This window comes from Pseudomonas sp. TE3644 (genome assembly GCF_056278815.1).
This window is the reverse complement of sequence record NZ_JBWBQF010000001.1, coordinates 3,353,515-3,373,809: the sequence shown is the minus strand read 5'-3', so window position 1 is coordinate 3,373,809 and position 20,295 is coordinate 3,353,515. Positions and strand designations below refer to the sequence as shown.

The window sequence follows — 20,295 nt, the reverse complement described above, 5'->3', positions numbered from 1 at the left end:
CACAGTGCCAAGGCAAACCCCACAGCACGGTCTAGCAGTCGCCGCGATGCTGACGCCCTGCGCCGCAGTGCTGCGGCCTACAGCGCTTCAGAATGCCTGACCCACCACCATTTCCACCGCGCCATCGGCTTGCCTTGCGCATCCAGCGGCCGACCGTCTTCGGCATAGGGCTGCGCCTGTCCCACCACCTGACCGTTGGCGTACTGCGCGCTGACTGCCACTTGCCCGTTGGCATGAAAGCGCTGATACGCCCCATCGCGCACGCCACTGCAATACCACTCGCGCTCCGCCACCTGACCATCGGGAAAGTAGGTGCAGGCCTCACCGTGCAGCAGGCCGCGCTGGTACTGCGCCTTGCGTTGCAACGCGCCTTCAGGTGAGTAAAACGTCGCCAGTCCCTGCACCTTGCCATCGACAAACGGCATCTGCGCGCTGGGCTTGCCGTTGGGGTGGTACATCGTCACCGGGCCGTTCAGTTCGCCCTGGTCGTAGCTAAGCTGCGCCAGCGGCCGGCCGGCTTCCTCGACCCGCACCGGGCCTTGCAGTTGGCCGTCCACTTGCTGGCCTTGCAGGGTGCTGTCACCGCGTTGTACATCGATGGGTGTTCGGGTTGCCATGTGCGAGCCTCAATTGACTTTGACGATGCCGCCCTTGATGGTCAGCATGCCGCCGCCGTCCACGGTCTGCTCGGCGCCGCCCTTGTTGGTCAGGCTGATGCCGGCGTCGTTGGTCAGCGTGGTGGCCGCCTTGTTCACCATCGACGTGCCGGCCTGGTTGGTGAAGGCAGTGCCGGACTTCTGCGTCAGGTCCATGGCCGCCTGGGCGGTCAGGCTGTCGGCAGTCTTGATCAGCAGGCTGCCGTCGCTTTGCAGGGTGAGGGTGCCGGCGACCTTGATGGTCATGTTGCCGTCCACGGTCAGGCTGTAATTGCCGGTGACCTGGTGGGCGTAGTCGCCGCCGGTGCTCTGCTTGTGGTCGCTGCCCACCTTGACGGTGCGGGTGTCCTTCACGTCCAAGGTGTCGCTGCCGGTCTGGATGGTTACGCTACGCTTGCCTTTTTCCAGGGTCACGGTCTCGTCGCCCTCCTTCACGGTACGGATGCGGGCGTTCTGTACGGTGAGGGTTTCGTCGTGGCCGACGGTGGCGGTGGTGTCGTTGAGCACGTTGATCTTCAGGTCTTTCTGCGCCTGCAAAAACACTTCCTCGGCGTCCTTCTTGTCCTCGAAACGCAATTCGTTGAACCCACCGCCGCCCTTGGACGACTGGGTCTTGATGCCCGATTGCGTCTGGTTGGCCGGCAGCGCATAGGGCAGGGCGTTGTCGCCGTTGTACACGCAGCCGGTCACCAGCGGCCGGTCCGGGTCGCCATCGATGAAGGTGACGATCACCTCCTGGCCAATGCGCGGCACGAACTGCATGCCGAAGCCCTTGCCGCTCCAGGGCAACGCCACGCGGACCCAGCAGGATGAGGCCTCGTCGTTTTTGCCGTCGCGGTCCCAGGGGAACTGGATCTTGATGCGGCCGTACTCGTCGGTCCAGATTTCCTCGCCGGCCTTGCCTACCACTTTGGCGGTCTGGGTGTGCATGCGCGGTTTGGGTGTTACGCGGGCTGGGCGGTAGGCGGTGGCCTTGGGGATGGCTTCGAAGCGGTTGCGGTAGTGCTCGTGATCAGCTTCGTGGCTGACTGAGGTCACCACCCAGTCTATATTCAGCGCCGCGTCGTCGTGGCCGGTGAGGGTGAACCAGTGGCCGGGGATCAGCCAGCGGCAGTCGCTTTCGCCCACAAGGCGTTTTTCCTGGGTGCGCAGGCCGTCGATGCGTTGTTTGGTGAGGGCGTCGCCGCGGGCCTTGGCGGTGTAGCCGCCGGGGTGCTCGTAGACAGAGCGGGGGCCGGCCACGGCTTCGGCTTGGCCGTAGAGTGAGGTGGTGGGTGTGGTGAACTCGTAGTCGGTGGCGCGGTACACCCCGGCTACCGCCTGCACGCACAGTTGCCCGGAGCGGATGCCGTGCATTTCCCGCACCCCGACTTGTTGGCCTAGGTAGGGGACTGTTGGGCCATTGGGGATTTGGAGGAAAGCGTCGTTGCTGTCAGCCAGCACCAGGGTGTGCTTGCCGGGTTCGTGGGTGAAGAACCAGAAGATGCCTTCTTCCTCCAGCAGGCGGGAGACGAAAGCGAAGTCGGTTTCGGCGTATTGGACGCAGTATTCCCGGGGCGTGTAACTGCCCGTCAGCGACAGCTTGAAGTCGGTGAAACCGTGGGCTTTGAAGATGGTCGTGACGATGTCGGAGGTGGTGAGGTTCTGGAAGACACGGTTGTTGCTGGCCAGGGTCAGCCACCAGAGCCAGGGGCGCAGCAGCAACTGGTAGCGTTCGGCGGTGGCGTCGGCGGGGAGTTGGCGAATCTCGGCTACCAAGAAATCCATCGGGCGTTGTTGGGCATCTTTACACAGGCTGGCGGTGACGTGAGTGGCAATGGTACCAAGCAAGGTAAAGGCGGTGCTGTCATTGAGCCCCTGGAGCGCATGCGTGCCGAGCGCATTTAGTCGTTCCTCGCCCGACAGCGACTCGGGGTAGAGCGCTGTGAGCGAGGAGGCAGTGAGGGAGAGTGTGGTGTTGGTGTCAGAGTTGCGGGGCATTGCGTTTCCTCGCCAACAGGCTGGGGCTTACAATCATTATTTGAATATTTTATAGATGGTCACGTTGTCCAGTTTTTCCAGAATTTGCACTGCTGCGATAGCCTTGGGTCTAGTGCTGAACTTTCCATAATAATCCAGATATGAAATGTTCCATTGAATCCGGTCACCGCACCCCTTGATGAATTTTGCCAACTTGGGGGCGCAGCCCTTAGGCCATAGCCCGAAGTCGTCGGCGTAGGCATTGGATGCATCCAGGCAAGGACTGTCCGTAAGGAAGAGATCGACTACAAATGGATCATCCTGTTTTTCTACTTCTTCTCGATAACCATCCCAACTGCGAATCATTATTTCCTCGGCATGCCCACCAAGCACGCAAGGTGTACAGGATCGAATCTGGCCGTTTTTTAGTTTCTCGAGACGGTCTGCGGGCCTGCGTCTATAGGGAGGTGTTACTGGCGCGTTGGAGTACGACTCTGACCAGATTGTCCAGAACATGCTGTCATTGTTGTCCCAGCGCATAAGTAAACCCACTTCGCCTGGTTTTTTATGATGGATCATTGCGTTAATGGCCTTGACAAACGTAGGAGAAAAATCTGTTTCTGGCATTTTATTGTCCCCTCGTCATCAACGACTGTTTCGGATGCTAGTGCTCAGGGTGATGACATAGTTTGCATTGTCCAGGATTCCCATCTCTGAACAGTACTGCACCCGAGCAGCGGCTTTTATGCCCAACGACAGAGAGTCGTTTGGGAAAGCATATTCATATTTTTTTGATGACATGACGACGTGCCGCACCCCGGATACATCTGTGCAGTTCAGTCTGACTACCATCACTCGCCCTTTATGACTTGGCATTTGCTTCTCCTTGAGTAATTATTTATCCAACACCCACTCCGCTAACTTCCCCGTCACCTGCGTCATCAACACATTCTCAATATCCCTGGCCCCAGCCCCACTGCACTTGGCCAGCACCGCCTTCACAATCCGATCATCAAACTCAAACTGCTTCCCAGTCGCCGCCCGGTACCGCGCGCGCAGCTTCTCAAGCTTGGCCAGCACAATCCCTTCCAGCGTGGCCTCATCCAGCGGCCGATACGCCACCACTGTCATGCGCGCCAGAAACGCCGGGCGGAAAGCTTTGAGCAGCACATGCCGCAGGGTCTCATTGAAAACATCAGAACCCAGCTGCGCCGGTGGGGTATCCAGCAACAAGTCAGCGCCCACATTGCTGGTCGCCAGCATCACCGTGTTCTTGAAGTCCACCACCAACCCGGTGCCGTCCTCCATCACGCCCTTGTCGAAGACGTTGTAGAACGCCTCCAGCACATCAGGGTGGGCCTTCTCGATTTCATCCAGCAGCACCACCGAATAGGGCTTGCGGCGCACGGCCTCGGTCAGCACGCCGCCCGTGCCGTAACCGACATAACCTGGCGGGGCGCCCTTGAGTTGGCTGACGGTGTGCGCTTCCTGGTACTCGGAAAGGTTGATGCTGATCAGGTTGCGTTCACCGCCGTACAAGGCGTCGGCCAGGGCATAGGCGGTTTCGGTCTTGCCTACGCCGGTGGGGCCGACCAGCAAAAACACGCCCACCGGTTTCTGCGGGTCGGTGAGCCCCGCACGATAGGCCTGCAACCGCTGGGCAATGGTGTTCAACGCCGTGGTCTGCCCCATCACCCGCTGCCCCATGCGCTGCCCCACGGTACGCACGGCATGGGCTTCGTCGGCGAGCATCTTGCCCACGGGTATGCCGGTCCACCCGGCGATGACGGCGGCCACGGTCTTGGCATCCACCTGCTCGGGCACCAAGGGATCATCCTGGCGGATCGCGTCCAGCCCGGCTTCGAGTCGCAGCAGTTCGGCGGCCAGATCGTCGAGGCGCCCGTCCGTATCCGGCGTGCCATCTGCCTGCTCAGTCAGTGCCAGAAGCTCCCGTCGCGTCACCAGCAATAACCTCACGGCCTCGCGCTCTTCACTCCAGCGGCTTTCCAGCTCGCGCATGGCGCGCTGGTTCTGCACCGATTCACTTTCCAGCAGGGTGATGCGCTCGCGATGATCCAGCCCCGTAGCCTGTTCCCGGCGCAGCCGATCAACCTCCTCATCAAGACTCTGCTCGCGATGCCTCAGGCTTTCCAGCGCAGGCGGCACATCATGCTGCGCCAAGGCCACGCGGGCGCATGCGGTATCCAGCACACTGATGGCCTTGTCCGGCAACTGCCGCCCGGAGATGTAGCGGTGGGATAGTTTTACCGCTTCGTGAATGGCCGCATCCATCACCTGCACACCGTGGTGCTGCTCCAGCTTGGTCGCCACCCCGCGCAGCATCTCCACAGCGGTGATCTCATCCGGCTCTTCCACTTGCACCAGTTGAAAGCGGCGGGCCAGGGCAGGGTCTTTCTCGAAGTACTTTTTGTATTCCAGCCAAGTGGTGGCCGCCAAGGTGCGCAGTTCGCCACGGGCCAGGGCAGGCTTAAGCAGGTTGGCGGCATCGCTGCCACCTTCGGCGCCGCCCGCGCCGATTAGCGTATGGGCTTCGTCGATGAACAGGATGATGGGCTTTTCCGCGCTGGCCACGGCATCGATAACGCCTTTGAGCCGCTGTTCGAACTCGCCTTTGACGCCGGCGCCTGCCTGCAACAACCCAAGGTCGAGCACCCGCAAGGTCACTTCCTGCAACGACGGCGGCACATCCCCGGCGGCGATGCGCAACGCCAGGCCTTCCACCACCGCGGTCTTGCCTACGCCCGGCGCGCCCACCAATATCGGGTTGTTCTGCCGCCGACGCAGCAGGATGTCGATGCACTGGCGAATCTCGCCATCGCGGCCAACAATGGGGTCGATGCGACCGTTGCGGGCGTCGGCGGTGAGGTCCTGGGTGTACTGGTCAAGCTGCGATTCCACGGCGGCGGCCACGGCTTTCTTGCCGCTCGCTTCACGCGACGTTTCAGTCCATTCCAGCCAATGATCACGCAACCCCTCACGAGGAATGCGCAGCAGGGACGAAGCACTGTTGAGCAGCAACGCCCGAAGCTCGTCACGCTCCAACAGCGCCAATAGCAACAGCCCCGAGCGAATCGACGGCAGATTCAGCACACTGGCCTGCACCACCGCATCCTCCAGCAGCCCGATGGTGTGCGAGGACAAGGCCGGGGTGCGGGTGCTGCCGGCCTTGAACAGCTCCAGCGAGCGATTGATTTCGCTAGCCACGGCATCGCGCTCAAGCCCGAAACGCGGCAACAGGCAGGCCAGGTCGCCGCCTTCGATGTCGAGCATTTCCAGCAGCAGGTGTTCGATCTCGACGAAGTGATGGGTGCGCAGCAGGCAGCGTTGGGCAGCGCGCTCAAGGGCGGCGCGGCAGGCGGGGTTGAGGCGGGCGATCAGGCCACTCAGTTCCATGTCGGTGTCCCGTGCAAGGGGAGGGTCAGGCGCTCTTCATGGTCATCGGCCACCCGCTGCAACCCGCCGCTCCAGCGCAGGCGCGCCTGGCCAAGTATTTGCGGCACCCGCCCGCGTACGCGCAGTTCGAGGGTGCAGTCCAGGTCCGGGCCGAAATACAGCGCGTGCAGGTCGGCCAGTTGCGTGTGGGCCTCGGCGCCGGGCAGGAACCCCTGGGCCTGATCGCGGCTCAACGGCCCCAACACCAGGCGGATGGCGGCGTGTTCGTCCCATACCCGTGAGCCGGCCACGGCGTTACGGCCCAGGGTCAGGTTGCGCCCGTGGCGCTTGATGATGCTGCGGCTCGCCGGAGGGATCTCCCGCCACGCGCCTTCGTAGGCCCGCGTGGCCACCTGCAGGCCGAAGTGTTGGCGAACGATGGCGGCAAAACCTGCCAGCGAACGCCGCCCACCGGCGAACAACGCGCTACGTGCCAGCACCGCTGCGTCGGGTAACGCCTGGCGCTCCTGAAGATCCTGCGGCAGCAAGCCGGTCAGGGCACGCAGCTGCCGATGGACTGGGCTGTCGGTGGGCGCGCTGAACCCAGCGGCCACCCGGTGCTTGCGCATGACTCGGTACAGCAGGCTCAACAGCCGATGCTGGAACATGTCCAGGAACGCCGCCGGGGCGTCGTCCTTCAGGCGCGCGCGCTGCTGCAACCACTCTTGATAGGCATAAGGCAACGGCCCATCCGGCCCGCCCAAGCCAAAGATCGGTGTGGTCAGCACTGGCTGGTCGCTGCCTTGATCCTCCAGGCGCTGCACTTCGCTGGCCGCAAACAAGGGTGTCAGCGGCCCACGCAGGCGCAACGCCTCGGCGTGGGGCGCGGTGCCAGTGCCCAGGGCTTCGGCCTGGGGTTGTTCCTGTTCCAGCACCAGCAACGCCTGCAGGAACTCGAAGGCGTGGGGGGTGGCGCGCAGGCGCTGGCTTACAGCGTCAGCGGCATCCCGGCTTGGGGTTCCCATGCCTTGATCTCCTTGTCATCGGCCACCAGCACTGTGCGCACAAAGCGGTTGGCGCTGGCGTAAAGGGAAAAGAACTGGGCCAGCACGGCGGAAAACAGCACCGCGCTGCTGCCGGCGAAATGCTGCGGGTCCAGGGTCAGGTTGACCTGCAAACCGTTGCGCCAGCCGCGCCAGGCGTCCCGGCCCACCTGCGCCACCACGCGCTCGCACAGCAGGCGCTGGATGCCGTCGATCTGTCGCTGGGCGCTGGCTTCGCCGCGCAGGTCGTGCAGGGCGAGCATTTCCTGCAGTGCTTGCAGGGCGTTGGGGCCTTCCACCAGGGACAAGTGATTGAGGGTCAGTTGCGACACCAGCCGCCAGCGCGATTCGCCGCCCAGCGCCGGTTGGCTCTGGGGCGTGGGCGGGTTGCGCAGGCGCGCCCAGGCCACCGGGCCGGGGCGTTCGAAGCCCAGTACGGTGCCGGCGCCCAGTTGCTGCGCCAGGTGGCGGTTGGTGCACCACAGCTCGCCGGTGACGCTGTATTCGCCGCTGTCCTGGTGCGGTTTGAAACCGCTGTCCACCAGGCTGACCAGCAGGTCGCTGCCCAGGCGGCCAGGGTTGAGGCCGTGCACCCGGCGGGCGTGCCAGTAGCGCTTGCCCGGCTGCTGGCTGTGCTGGGTGCCGTAGTAGGGCGCGATCAGTTCGGCGCGCATATCGCGGCTGGCGCGCAGGGCGCGGATGCTGTGGATCTCCACGCTGCTCTCGCGGTGGCTGTCGGCGACCAGGCGGTATTCGCTGCGGGTGCCGTCCACGCGCAGCGGCTCGGAGGTGCGCGGGAACAGGTTGATGACCGGCGCGCAGCCCAGTTGCACGTCGCTGGGTTGCAAGCGCAGGCGGCTGGCGGGGGCCTGGTCGAACACCAGGTACAGGTCCAGGTGCTGGGTGTCTTCGGCCGCCGCGCGCAGGGGCAGGTCGAAGAAGTGGAATTTGTCGGGGAAGCTGAAGTATTCGGCCAGCAGGCGCAGGGCTGGGTGCACGCCGTCTTCTTCAGGCAGCAGCGCCTGCTGGTCGGCAAAGCCGACGATGCCTGGCAGGCCGTCATGGGCCACCAGCGTGCCGTCCGGCGTGGCGCTGAAGACCTTCACACAGTGCGCTGCCAGCAGGTCGTAGAGCTGGGCGGTGATCACCGGTGAAGCGCTCAGGTGCACGCGCAACTGGCGCAGCGACAGGTCGGCCCAGCGTGTTTCGCCCAGGCAGCGCAGGCTGATGCGCAGGGCCGAGCGCGCCTGGGGCACACCCGTGAGACGGCGTGTTTCGTCGGCGTCGAGCATCAGCAGTTCATCAATGCGCAGCGGCCACAAGTCCACCTCGGCGGTGGTGCGCCAGTGGATGCTGTCGCCCTTGTCGGTGGTGACAAACAGCGGCGTGTCGCGCGGCAGCCGGTAGCCGGCGCTGAGGTCGCCCTTGCTGGTGTCCGGCTCGAACTGGGCGATGGCGCACGAGGGCAGGGGGCGCAGGGCCAGGGGATACAGTTGCTCCAGCAGCGCGTCGCTGAACTCGGCGTAGTCGTCGTCCAGGCGACGTTGCAGGCGCGCGGCCAACAGCGCGAAGCCTTCCAGCAGGCGCTCCACGTGGGGGTCGGGACACTCACCGGGCGACAGTTCCAAACGCCGCGCCACCTTGGGGTAGCGTTCGGCGAAGCTGGCGCCGGCGTGGCGCAGCCAGGTCAGTTCGCGCTGGTAGTAGTCCAGCAATTGGGCGTCGATGGAGTCACTCATGCCGCACCTCCAGGCCGTCGCCGGCCTGCTCGATCACCAGCACCAGCGGCCAGTGCTGCTGACCATTGCGCAGTTGCCCGCGCAGGCGCACGGCCAGTTGCTGCGGGTGCTGGGGGTGGGCGATCAGTTCAACCTCGGCCAGGTGCAGCCGCGGTTCGAAATGCACGATGGCGCGGCGGATCTCGCGCGCCAGTTGGTTGCGGTCGGTGCTGCGCTGGGCCTGCAGGTGCGCCCAGTCGAGAATGCCGTAGTCCACCACGCTGGGCGTGGTGGTGGCGCGTTCACTGCGGCGGGTGTTGAGCAGGCTCAGCAGCTCCTGGCAAATCGAGGCCACCAGCGCCCCGTGGTCGAACGCGGGGCGCAGGGCACCCAGGCGTTCTTCGGGGCTTGAGGCCAGGCGCTCGAGCAGCGGGGCGCGCAATTCGCCCTGCGGGCTTGCCGGGAGTGCTGGCATGGCGTCAGGCCTTGATCAGTTTGTTGGCGGCCAGGTCCCAGGTGGTGGCGGCCGTGCCTTCCTTGGTGCCGTCGTCTTTCTGCGCGGTGAGCTCCCATTTGATCTTGGTGAAGTTCAGCGACAGGGTTTCCACCGGTTTGCCGCCGGTGCCGCCGCTGACGCTGACGTTGGAAAGCACCACGTTGTTGAGGGTGTAGATGATGAACGGCAACAGCTTGCCATCGCCCTCGGCGGCGTTGCGGCCCACGGTGATTTTCACCTCGGGCAGCGGCTTGCCGGCGCAGGTGAATTCGTTCAGCGAGGGGGTGGCCGAGTCGACGAACTTGGTCAGGGTGAACTCACCGATGTGCGGCTTGCCGGAGGTGCGTTCCGAGTTGCTGACGTCGTTGGTCACCTGCATGGCAACGTTGTGGCTGTAGGACATGATCTCGATCTTGTCCTTGTAGCCTTCCAGCAGGCAGTCGCCTTTGATGTCGCCGCCCAGGTCGAGAATGATTGCATCCATGGCGTGTGGCTCCGAAAAATGATCAGGCAGTAGGGCCCCGCCGACGACGTCGGCGGGGTGTCAGCAGGGTCAGGCGGCGACCGGTGGCGGCAGGCTTGCGACCAGGCGGATCGAGGCGGTCAGCTCTTCAAGCTGGAAGTGCGGCCGCAAAAACACCGTGGCGCGGTAGGCGCCGGGCTTGCCGGCCACCTCGGTGACGTCCACGCGGGCTTCGCGCAGCGGGTATTGGGCCTTGATCTCCTGGGGGGCGTTGTCGTTGATCAGCACGTAGTCGGCGATCCAGTTGTTGAGGTAGGTCTGCACGTTGTCGCGGGTCATGAAGCTGCCCACCTTGTCGCGCATGATCACCTTCAGGTAGTGGGCAAAGCGCGAAGCGGCCAGCACGTACGGCAGCATGGCCGAGACGCGGGCGTTGGCGTTGGCCTCGTTGGTGTTGTACACCTTGGCCTTGTTGGTGGTCTGGCCGCCGAAGAACACCGCCAGATCGGTGTTTTTCTTGTGGCACAGGGCGATGAAGCCCAGGTCGTTGAGCTCTTTTTCGCGGCGGTCGGTGATCGCCACTTCGGTGGGGCACTTGAGCGAGATATCGCCGGAGCTGGTGCGGAAGGTGTGCGCCGGCAGGCCTGCCACCGCACCACCGCCTTCGGCGCCACGGATGGCCGCGCACCAGCCGTACTGGGCGAAGGCCTCGGTGATGCGCTGGCCCAGGGCCCAGGCGGCATTGCCCCACAGGTATTTGCCGTGGTCGCTGCCGTTGACGTCTTCCACGTAGTTGATGCCTTCCACCGGCACGGTGTCGGGGCCGTAGGGCAGGCGCAGCAGGAAGTGCGGCAGCACCAGGGACACGTAGCGCGAGTCCTCGCTTTCGCGGAACGAGCGCCATTTGATCAATTCGGCGCTCTCGAACACCTTGGCCAGGTCACGTGGCACGGCCAGTTCGGTGAAGCTGCTCATGTCGAACAGGCGCGGGTCGGCGGCGGCAATGAACGGCGCGTGGGCCGCGGCGGCGACGTTGGACAGCTTCTCCAACAGGCCGATGTCCTGGGGGTGGCGACCGAAGCTGTAGTCACCCACCAGCAGGCTGAAGGGGTGGCCGCCAAAGGTGCCGTACTCTTCTTCGTAGACCTTCTTGAACAGCGCGCTCTGGTCGAATTCGACGGCCTTTTCCAGGTCGTTCTGCAGCTCTTTCTGGGTGACGTTGAGCAGGCGCAGCTTGAGCCGGGTGCTGGTCTCGGTGTTCTGCACCAGCAGGTGCAGGCCGCGCCAGGAGGCTTCCAGTTTCTGCAGCTCGGGGTGGTGCAGAATCTCGTTGAGCTGTTCGCTGATCAGCGCATCGATCTGGGCGATGCGGTCGTTGATCATGGCCACGGTGCCCTTGTCCACGGTCAGGCGCTCATCGAGCACCTGGGTGGCGAATTCGGCGAGCATGTCGCGGGCGTAGACCTGCTGGCTCTCGTCATGGGCCATGCGCCCTTCGGCGACGATCTGGTCCAGCAGCGACAGCACGCCAGCGGCGGGGTGTTCGGCAACCTGGGTGGTGGTTGCGGCAGCGGATGAATTGGGCACGGCAAATCCTCCTTGAAAGGGTCAGGGGTCAGGCCTGGGGTTCGGCGTCGGGGGCGTCGGCGGCGGGGGCTTCCAGGGCGATCTGCGAGTCGTTGTCGGCCTGGGCGGCCTTGAGCTGTTCCAGACCTTCGGTGTTGGCGACGATCTCGAACAGCAGCTGGTCCAGGCGGTCATTGCCGTCCAGCTTGGTCAGCAGGTCACGCAAGCGATTGCGCGCCACCAGCAACTTGTTCAGCGGCGCCACCTGCTTCACCAGTTCCACGGGGGAGAAGCTGTCGATGTGGTTGAAGTTGAGCTCGACGTTGATCTGGCTGTCGTCCTTGGCCAGGGTGTTCTTGACCTGCAGCGTCGCCCGCGGGGCGATGGAGGCCATGACGTCGTTGAAGTTGTCGCGGTCGATCTCGACGAAGCGGCGCTCGCCCAGCTTGCCTTGATCCTTCAGCGATTTGCCCGCCAGGTCCGAGAGGATGCCCACCACCAGCGGCAGTTCCTTCTTCTCGATGGCGTCGCCGATTTCGACGTCGTAGGTGATCTGCACACGCGGCGGTCGCACGCGGTCCAGTTTGTGTTGGGTGCTTTGGGCCATGCTGTTTTATCTCCCGGCGGTAGGCGGACGCAATGCACCGGAGAGGGCCCGTTCATCGCAATCCATTGCTGAAAAACAGGCATGACGGCTCGTACGGCAGGTCGCTGTCATGTCTCTAATCGATTATCAGATTCGACTGCTGGACGAACTACCAATTAACCTAGAACAGGTCTATAAAAACGCAAGGGCAAACTTTTATTGGACTGCCATGAAGCGCAAAGATTTCAATTTCAGGACGAAAATTCTCGGTTTGCTGCTGGCAGTTGCCTGCCTGGGCGGCTGTTCCTGGTACGGCCCGCGCGTAGGCGTCGACCGCCTGACCCTGGACGTGGCCCCCAAGGCCAACAACGATGCGCCCATCGCCGTGGACTTCGTCGCCATCAAAGACCCCGACCTGCTCAAGCAACTGTCCGGGATCACCGCGCGCCAGTGGTTCGATCAGCGCGAGCAATTGCAGCGCGACTACCGTGATCAATTGAGTGTGTGGAGCCTGGAGCTGGTGCCCGGGCAACTGCTGGACAACCACGACTTCCCCTTGGGCGGGGAGAAGGCCGTGGGGCTGCTGGTGTTCGCCGATTACGCCAACCCGGGGCCCCATCGGCTGAGGTTATACGAACAGCGTTCGGCCTGGCTGAAATTCGACAGCCGGGACATGAACCTGCTCAAGGGCAAGGACGGCTGAGCTGCCCGGCGCCGGCGATCGATCACCTGACCACAGACAACCACGAAAGGATTTCGCATGACGGGGCTACCGGACGCAGTGTGCTGGTCGGAGGGCATGCAGTTGCTGCCCCAGCATTTCCAGTTGCAGGGCTTGCGCGCCGAGGTGCTGGCGGCGCAATTGGCCGCTGCCGCCAACCCCTGGTTCTGGGGCGTGCGCCGCCTGACGGTGGACCCCTCGGCGCTGAGTACCGGGCAGGTGCGATTGCTGGCGCTTGAGGCGACCTTGCCCGACGGGTTGAGCGTAAGCCACGTGGCGGGTGAGGGGCCGGTGCTGGAACTGGACGTCAGCGAGGCCATCGCCGCCAGCAGCGACGCCACCGCCATGGTTTATCTGGCGGTGACGCCGTTGGCCCGCGGCGGGCAATTGCTGCCGTTGCAGGGGCGCATGAACTCGGTGGTGGGGCCGGCGGTGCCGGATCTGGCCAGCGGGCTCTATCCGGAACCCATCACCGTGTGGCGGCCCAACTTGCGCCTGTGCACCGAACGTACCCGCGCCGACAATGTGTGCCTACCGCTGTTGCGCGTCAGTCGTGAGGGCGGCGGATTCATCCTGCGCAACTACCTGCCGCCCACGCCCGTGATCGAGCGCGATTCGCCGCTGGGGCGCAGGGTCAGCCAGCTGTGCGCGCGGGTGCGGGAAAAGGCCCTGTTCCTGGCCGGGCGCCTGCGCCAGAACCAGCAGGCCGGGCGCTTTGACGACGCCGCCGAAATCCGCCGTCAGCTGGAAGCGCTGTGGGTGCGCCTGCCCGAGGTGGAAGGCCTGCTGGCCAGCGGCACGGCCACGCCGCTGGCCCTGCACGGCCTGTTGCTGGGGGTGGCCGGGGCCTGGTCGGTGCTGGACCCGCTGGCCGGCGTGCCGGCGTTCGCGCCGCTGGACTTTCTCGACCTGCAGCACAGCTATGACGAACTGCTGGACTGGTTGTCGCGCACCCTGGAGTTGATCCGCGCCGGTTATCGCTGCCTGCCGTTCGACAAGCAAGAGCAGGTGTACAGCCTGCAACTGCCCGACGCCGACAGCCGCCAGCGCCTGGTGATCGGCCTGCGCATGCCGCCCGGCGCCAGTGACCAGGCCGCCGGGGAGTGGCTGTCGCGGGCCATCATCGCCAGCCAGGGCCACGTGCCGGTGCTGGCGCGCCAGCGCATGAGCGGCCTGGCGCATCAGGCCATGGGCCGCCAGGAGCAAATCGGCTACAGCGTGGGCGAAGACACGCGGCTGTTCGTGGTGCAGGCCACGGCGCCCTGGTTCGACCCTGCCCAGCCGCTGAGCATTGTCGCCGCGGCCAGCGCCAGTGGCGCCAGCCCGTGGCAAATCGTGTTGTTCATCGCCAACTCGGAAGTCGATGCGTAAACCTTCAAGGAGCCGTTCATGTTGCAAGCCCTGTTCGACGATGAACGTCAGGCGCCGCTGACCCAGGCATTCCGTCAGGCCTGGCTGCAGTGGCAGGCAGAGTGGCAAGAGTTGGACAAGGCCGTGGACGACCCCGCGCCGCTGGTGGACAAGGTGCTGGACATCACCTCGCGCCTGACCCGACGCCTGTGGCGCAGCGCTTTTGCCAGTGTCGGCGACGCCAACGGCGGCCAGGCCAAGGCCATGGTCTACGCCTTTGTGGCGCTGCTGGACGAAACCCTGGTATTCACCCCCTGGCCTGGGCAGCTTGCCTGGCAACAGGCGCCGCTGGAGGCCAGCCTGTACAACACCCGTCAGGCCGGCGAGCGGGTGCCCCTGGCGATCAAGAAACTGCTGGACCAGCGCAGCCCCCACAGCCGCGACCTGGCCAACGTCTACCTGCAGTGCCTGATCCTGGGCTTCAAGGGCCGCCTGCGTGGCAGCGGCGGTGAAGCCCTGCACGAAAAATGGCGCCACGCCCTGTTCGCCCTGGTCTACGACCGCGATCCGGACCTGCAGGCCGCCAGCGAGCGCCTGGAGCGCCCCACGCGCACGCCACCGGCGCAGTTGCCGCTGCGCCAGTCACTGCCCGACGGCCTGCGCCTGGGCCTCACCATCCTGGCCGGGCTGTTCGTGCTGCTGGTGATGGGGCACTGGTTTTGGCATGACATTGGCCAGTCGCTGGAACCGGCGCTGCGCCTGGTCAGCCTGCATGCCCAGAGCGGAGACGGCGCATGAACGGACTGTGGCTGTTCCTCATCGTGGCGCTGGTGCTGATCGTGCTGGCGGCGGGCTTGCTGTGGTGGCTGCGCAGCCAGGGCGGTACGGCGCTGCGCAGTTTCTATTCGGCCGTGCGGCAGATGGAGCACGAGCAAGGCGTCAGCGATCGCTACCAATCGCCGTGGTTGTTGATGCTGGGCGACGAGGGGCAGGGCGCACAGCTGTGCCGTGACTGGCAACTGCAACCTTCGGAGCACCCCGGCTGGTTCGGCCGTTGGTGGGCCGACGCCGATGGCGCAGTGCTGGTGGTGCCCCAGGCGCTGTTCCTGCCGCCCCAGGGCATGCGCTTGCACAGCGGCGCCTGGTGGCGGCTGCTGGGCTTGCTGGTGCGCCTGCGCGCGCGGCGGCCGCTGGATGGCATCCTCTGGAGCGTACCGGCGCCGACGCTGTTCGATGAGGCCGCCGCCGCTGCCTTGGGCCAGGCGGCGCGCAAGCGCTTCATCGACATTCAGCAACGCCTGGGCCTGAGCCTGCCGGTGTATGTGCTGGTGACCGGCCTTGAAGACCTGCCCGGCGGCCAGGCGCTGATCGGCGCGCTGCCGCCCAAGGGCCGCGAGCGCAGCCTGGGCTGGTCATCGCCGCACCCGGGTCAATCCCTGTGGCAAAGCGCCCAGGCGGGGCAGGCGCTGGACAGCATCTGCCAGGCCCTGTCCCTGGCCATCGTTGAACTGGGCACCTTGCATGGCCAACTCGACAGTGAACTGTATGGCTTGCCCGAGCACCTGGCGAAGGCCCGCTTCAATCTACAGGCGGTGCTGGACCCGGTGTTCCACGGCAACGCCCAGGGCGAGGCGCCCAATTTTCGCGGCCTGTACTTCACCGCCAGCCATGCGCTGGAGCCGGGCCTGGAACCGCTGAGCCATGTGGAACCCGCGCAGCAGCGGGTGTTCGCCCGCACCCTGTGGCAACAGCGGGTGGTGGCCGAGCGCGGGCTGGCCATGGTCATCCCCCGGCTGTTGCGCCTGCGCCAACGCTGGCAACGCGCGGTGGCGGTGGGGGCGGTGGTACTGGGCGTGGTCTGGGCCGTGGCCATGCTGTGGACCTGGCGCGAGGCGCGTCTGGATGCCGAAGAGCTCTCGCGCCTGACCCGCGATTTGCAGAAAGATTACGTGGCCTACACCGATGACAGTCACTTGCAGGAGCAGGCCCGGGAAAACGCCGACAGCCTGTGGTACCTGCTGGAAAACTCCCCGCGCTGGCACTACAGCTCGGTGTTCCTGCCGGCGTCGTGGTTCTCCGACCGCGACGAGCAGCTGGACCTGGCCCTGAAGACGGCAGCCAATCGTTACTGGCTGGAGCCGCTGTACCACATGATGAACCGCGACCTGCAGGCCTTGCTGGCGATCAGCGCCTCGGGGCGGCGCAACAGCGACGACGTGGAGGGCGATGATCCCGCACGCTGGGCGACTTACGTGCGGGCGCGCGACCTGATCAACCGTGCGGTGCAATTGCAGGAGCACAACCACCTGCTCACCGAGGCGCTGGCCAACAGCAAGACGCCCTTGGACGAGCTGGTGCAACTGAGCAACAGCGCGCTGGGGCAGAACTTCAACGTCACCACCCTGCGCCTGGCGCCGCTGTACAACCGTGTGCTGCTGGACGGCGAACACGAAACCCTCAAGCCCCTGGACCTGGCCGCGCAGCGCCCGGTGGTGTCGCAACACCTGCAGGAACTGATGCAGGCGTGGCTGGACCAGTACTTCCTGGCCGATAACTTCGTGCGCCCCGCAGGCTACCTGAAGCTGCATCTGGCGCGTTTGCAGGCGGGCAACGAAGGTACGCTGTCGGACCTGGAAGACATCGATGCGTTGATCGACACCTTGCAGAACCGTGTCGACGCCACCAACGCCGCCTGGTCCCATGGCGCGCCGGGGGAACTGGTCAGCGGCTACCAGGCGCTGCTGGCCAAGGTGCACGACAACGTGATGCTCGGCGCCACGGTGTCCGACACCCTCGACAGCCAGGCCGCCAGCTTGCAGCAGCGCTTCCGCGATCAGTGGATTGCCCGCGACGGCTCGGGCGACAAGCTGCTGATGCAGCAGGGCAACAGTCAGTTGGCCTTGCAGGGTAGCGTCAGCGCGCTGAATACCGCGATCGACACGCTGTTCAAGCGCGACTTCGTCGCCATGGCCCTGCGCGCCAACGACGCCACGGCCTTCGAAATCGACAGCATCGACACCGATGGTCTTAATCGCGCCCTGAGCTATTTCAACAGCTACAAGACCTACGCCGACCAGCAGTTGCCGCAGATCCCGGCCAACTACCGCACGCCCTTGCTCAAGGCCGCCCAGAGCGCCGCGGCCCAGGCCATGCTGGCCAGTTTGCAGGCGCCCAGCGGCGCGGTCGCCAGCCTGGACAACGACAGCTTCAACCTGTCCACCGACCAGGCCATGCTGCTGTACAACGCCTTCGCCGACGTGCAGCACCCGGAACTGGCGACGCTGTTGCGCAACCACCTCAACGACCGGGCGCTGGCCGACATTGGTGCCGCGTTGCGCGAGATCGATGCCCAGCCGCTGTTCCGTGGCCGGGTCGATGTGGCCAGTTGGGACGGTAGCAAAAACCTGGGCCTGCGCCTGTTCCGCGCCACCGATGTGCAAAGCCTGAAGCAGGACCTGGGGCAGCAGTTCTCCGCTATCACCGACATCGCCGAGCGTCGTGCCCCGGCCGTGGCCTGGCTCAAATTGCAAACCCAGGGGCTGTCGGCCGCCGACGCTGACCAGATGCGGCGCCTGGCCGAACTGCAGGACGAATCGCGCAAATACAAGGAGCAGAACCCGGCCAGCTCCCCGGCCCTGGTGGAGCAGCTGGTGGCCCGTGACTTCAATGACATGGACACCGGCAGTTGCCTGCAGATACTGACTTCGGCCAATGTGCCACGCGGTTTTGGCGAGCTCAGCCGCCTGGCCCAGGGCCTGCAGCAACAGGCGCTCAACCGCTGCCGTCAGTTGCAGGTGCAGCGTGCGTCCACGGCATGGGCGGCCCTGGCCGATTACTTCAACCAGTACCTGGCGGGTCGTTTCCCCTTTGCCCCCGGCACCCAGGCCAACGACGCCGACCCTGCGCGGGTGCAGCACTTGCTGGCACTGATCGACGCCAACCTGGCCGATGCCCAGGCCGGGCTGGCCATGGCTGACCCGTTGGCGCGCAGCAGTGCCCAGGATTTCCTGGCGCGTTTGCAGCAGTTGCGGCCGTGGCTGGGGGCCATGTTGCTGCGCGACAAGAGTGGCCTGACCGGTGTCGACCTGGACGTGCGCTGGCGCACCGACCGTGATCAGGAGCGCGGTGCCGACCAGGTCATCGCCTGGGGGCTGAACAGCGGCAACCAGCAGGTGATTTACCCCGCGGCCGATCAGCCGGCCCTGCGCTGGAACGTGGGCGACCCACTGCGCCTGACCCTGCGCTGGGCCAAGAACAGCACCCAGCGCCCGGTCAGCGACCCGTCGCAGCCCAGCCTTGCGGTCAACGACCTGCAGGCCGGTTGGGAGTACGAAGGCCCCTGGGCGCTGCTGCGTCTGATGCGCAGCCATGATGCTGCCCAGCGCCAACCCAACCTGGACTTCACCGACTTCCCCCTCAGCCTGCAACTGCCGGTGCATAACCCGGCCACCACTGAAAACCTGGCTCGGCTGTACGTGCGCCTGTCATTGATGAGCCAGGGCACCAAGCTGCCGCTGTCGATCCAGCCGCTGCCGTGGCGCGCGCCGCCATCGCCCTATGCCACCCTGAACCTGCCGGCGCCGCTGGCCAGCAACGAGGCCACCCCATGACCCCCGCAACCCTGGCGCTGGCGCCGGACGATGACCTGCTGGCGCCCATCCCCGGCCCCCAGCCGTGCGGCGCCAGCCTGCGTTACGACGCAGACTATGACCGCCTGCGCGAACTGCGCCGCGCCGACGACGACAGCCTGCCCACCGGCGTGTGGCAGGCCACCCTCAAACAGGCGGACTGGAGCGCCGTCGAGACCCTGGCCAGCCGCCTGCTGACTGAGCGCGCCAAAGATCTGATGGTCAGCGCCTGGCTGGGCGAAGCCTGGCTGCACCGCCAAGGCTTGCCGGGGCTGGAGGCGGCGCTGGCCTTGGTGTGCAGCCTGTGCGAGCGCTACCCCCATGACCTGCACCCGCAGCCCGAGGAAGGCGACCAGTCCTGGCGGGTCACGCCGCTGGACTGGCTGGTGCGCCGTTATGCCGAAGTGCTGCTGGTGCAGGTACCGCTGTACGCCGACAGCGATGCCCCCAGCCTGCACGCCTGGCAACAGGTACAACAGCACCTGGTGCAGGCCAACGACACCAAGGCCGCCAAGGCCCGCGCCGAAGAGGCCGCACTGCAGCGCAAAAAACTGATGGAGCGTGTGCGTCAGCTGCCGCCCGCCACCTGGCGCGACAGCCTGCAGCACCTGGAGCACAGCCAGCAATGGCTGCTGCGCCTGGAGCAGTGGAGCGACACCTGGCTGGACATCCTGGCGCCCACCGTGGCGCCCCTGCGGGAGATCATCAAGGCCTACATGGCCGTGCTCAAGGAGTTCGTTGCCATGCACCCGTCTGCCGTGATCGAGCCTGAGGTGATTGAAGAAACCGTGATTGCCGTACCGGCCACCGTGCCAACGGGGGTGCCGGTCAACCGCGAAGATGCCTACCGACAGCTCACCGTGATCGCCGATTACCTGGCGCGCACCGAGCCCCACAGCCCGGTGCCTTACCTGATCAAGCGGGCAGTGGAGTGGGGAAACAAACCGCTCAATGAGTTGCTGTCCGAACTGATCAGCGCCGACGCCGAGGCCCGCCGCGTGTGGACGCTGATGGGCGTGCTGTAGCAGTCCTGTGGGAGATTCTATGGTTTCGGGCAAACATTCAGTCACCCGAGTCACCTTGAACTGAGCCCGGTCCCACGGTGATGTGGCAAACACCGATGTGAGCCGCACCACTGTGGGAGATTCTATGGTGTTGAGCAACCTGTGGGAGCGGGTTCTACCCGCGAAAAGAACACCGCGAAGTATCTGGAATACCGCGGTGCTTTCTTCGCGGGCAGAGCCCGCTCCCACAATGCCAATGCCAACAACGATGTGAGCCTTGGCACTGTGGCAAAGCTTGCTCGCGATGGCAGCGACGCCGCAGTCCAGAAAAACCGCATCGCCTGCATCGCGGCCAAGGCCGGCTCCTACCACGATCGGCGTAGGAGCCGACCTTGGTCGCGATGCAGGCACCGCTACTTGTCCTGACACCATCCCGCACCAGCGCAATCGCGTAGCCGCTGCCGATAGGCTGCGCTGGCCCTGAGCCTCGCTGAAGATTTTCAGGGTTCACACGGGCCAGCGCAGCCTGGCGGCAGCGGCTACAGCAGTTACGCCAGCAAACGCTGCGTAGTGGCTGACTCACCGCGCCGCTTGTGACGCAGCCTTCGGCAGCTCCCACAAGACAGTTGCTGCTACAGAACGGCGTCGTTCACATCGCGGCCAAGGCCGGCTCCTACCACGATCGGCGTAGGAGCCGACCTTGGTCGCGATG

The 20,295-nt window shown here is 65.2% G+C and carries 15 protein-coding genes; 5 read left to right on the top strand and 10 right to left on the bottom strand.

Features of this window, described 5'->3' with window-relative positions; genetic code table 11:
* Positions 1 to 77: 77 nt before the first annotated feature.
* The 10 genes from ACZ9GA_RS14785 to tssB all read right to left on the bottom strand — a co-directional run bounded on the left by ACZ9GA_RS14785 (position 78) and on the right by tssB (position 11,901).
* Complete coding sequence (locus tag ACZ9GA_RS14785; RefSeq protein ID WP_457361967.1) at positions 78 to 617, bottom strand: toxin-antitoxin system YwqK family antitoxin; 540 nt, start codon at positions 615 to 617, stop codon at positions 78 to 80.
* Positions 618 to 626: 9 nt separating this feature from the next.
* Positions 627 to 2,636 carry a type VI secretion system Vgr family protein gene (locus ACZ9GA_RS14780; protein ID WP_457361968.1) on the bottom strand — a complete coding sequence of 670 codons (2,010 nt, stop codon included), beginning with the start codon at positions 2,634 to 2,636 and terminating at the stop codon, positions 627 to 629.
* Positions 2,637 to 2,672: 36 nt separating this feature from the next.
* The gene (locus ACZ9GA_RS14775; RefSeq protein ID WP_457361969.1) at positions 2,673 to 3,242 is read right to left on the bottom strand and encodes a hypothetical protein; all 570 of its coding nucleotides are present in this window, start codon (positions 3,240 to 3,242) and stop codon (positions 2,673 to 2,675) included.
* A gap of 267 nt (positions 3,243 to 3,509) precedes the next feature.
* Complete coding sequence (tssH, locus tag ACZ9GA_RS14770) at positions 3,510 to 6,029, bottom strand: type VI secretion system ATPase TssH (protein ID WP_457361970.1); 2,520 nt, start codon at positions 6,027 to 6,029, stop codon at positions 3,510 to 3,512.
* Positions 6,020 to 7,033 carry a type VI secretion system baseplate subunit TssG gene (gene tssG, locus ACZ9GA_RS14765; protein WP_457361971.1) on the bottom strand — a complete coding sequence of 338 codons (1,014 nt, stop codon included), beginning with the start codon at positions 7,031 to 7,033 and terminating at the stop codon, positions 6,020 to 6,022. Before tssG ends, tssH begins: the two co-directional genes overlap by 10 nt.
* Positions 6,997 to 8,790, bottom strand: coding sequence for a type VI secretion system baseplate subunit TssF (tssF, locus tag ACZ9GA_RS14760; protein WP_457361972.1), 1,794 nt, complete (start codon positions 8,788 to 8,790; stop codon positions 6,997 to 6,999). The genes tssG and tssF overlap by 37 nt, the downstream gene beginning before the upstream one ends.
* Complete coding sequence (tssE, locus tag ACZ9GA_RS14755; protein WP_457361973.1) at positions 8,783 to 9,244, bottom strand: type VI secretion system baseplate subunit TssE; 462 nt, start codon at positions 9,242 to 9,244, stop codon at positions 8,783 to 8,785. The genes tssF and tssE overlap by 8 nt, the downstream gene beginning before the upstream one ends.
* A gap of 4 nt (positions 9,245 to 9,248) precedes the next feature.
* A complete protein-coding gene (locus tag ACZ9GA_RS14750) occupies positions 9,249 to 9,749 on the bottom strand; it encodes an Hcp family type VI secretion system effector (protein WP_457361974.1) in 501 nt (166 codons plus the stop codon).
* 69 nt (positions 9,750 to 9,818) lie between these two features.
* Positions 9,819 to 11,315 carry a type VI secretion system contractile sheath large subunit gene (tssC, locus tag ACZ9GA_RS14745; protein WP_457361975.1) on the bottom strand — a complete coding sequence of 499 codons (1,497 nt, stop codon included), beginning with the start codon at positions 11,313 to 11,315 and terminating at the stop codon, positions 9,819 to 9,821.
* 28 nt (positions 11,316 to 11,343) lie between these two features.
* Positions 11,344 to 11,901: a type VI secretion system contractile sheath small subunit gene (gene tssB / locus ACZ9GA_RS14740; RefSeq protein ID WP_027977735.1), complete on the bottom strand. Its 558-nt coding sequence runs from the start codon at positions 11,899 to 11,901 to the stop codon at positions 11,344 to 11,346.
* A 208-nt stretch (positions 11,902 to 12,109) separates the two neighbouring features.
* Between tssB and ACZ9GA_RS14735 the strand changes: the two genes are divergently transcribed.
* Genes ACZ9GA_RS14735 through tssA form a run of 5 tightly spaced genes read left to right on the top strand, consistent with a single transcriptional unit; the run spans position 12,110 to position 19,604 of the window.
* Positions 12,110 to 12,583, top strand: coding sequence for a type VI secretion protein (locus ACZ9GA_RS14735; protein ID WP_457361976.1), 474 nt, complete (start codon positions 12,110 to 12,112; stop codon positions 12,581 to 12,583).
* Between the two features lie 57 nt (positions 12,584 to 12,640).
* Positions 12,641 to 13,972, top strand: coding sequence for a type VI secretion system baseplate subunit TssK (tssK, locus tag ACZ9GA_RS14730; protein WP_457361977.1), 1,332 nt, complete (start codon positions 12,641 to 12,643; stop codon positions 13,970 to 13,972).
* An 18-nt stretch (positions 13,973 to 13,990) separates the two neighbouring features.
* Positions 13,991 to 14,749 (top strand): DotU family type IV/VI secretion system protein, encoded by a 759-nt coding sequence (locus ACZ9GA_RS14725; RefSeq protein ID WP_457361978.1) that lies wholly within the window; start codon positions 13,991 to 13,993, stop codon positions 14,747 to 14,749.
* A complete protein-coding gene (locus tag ACZ9GA_RS14720; RefSeq protein WP_457361979.1) occupies positions 14,746 to 18,561 on the top strand; it encodes a type VI secretion system protein in 3,816 nt (1,271 codons plus the stop codon). The genes ACZ9GA_RS14725 and ACZ9GA_RS14720 overlap by 4 nt, the downstream gene beginning before the upstream one ends.
* Positions 18,558 to 19,604, top strand: coding sequence for a type VI secretion system protein TssA (gene tssA / locus ACZ9GA_RS14715; protein WP_457361980.1), 1,047 nt, complete (start codon positions 18,558 to 18,560; stop codon positions 19,602 to 19,604). The genes ACZ9GA_RS14720 and tssA overlap by 4 nt, the downstream gene beginning before the upstream one ends.
* Positions 19,605 to 20,295: the final 691 nt, after the last annotated feature.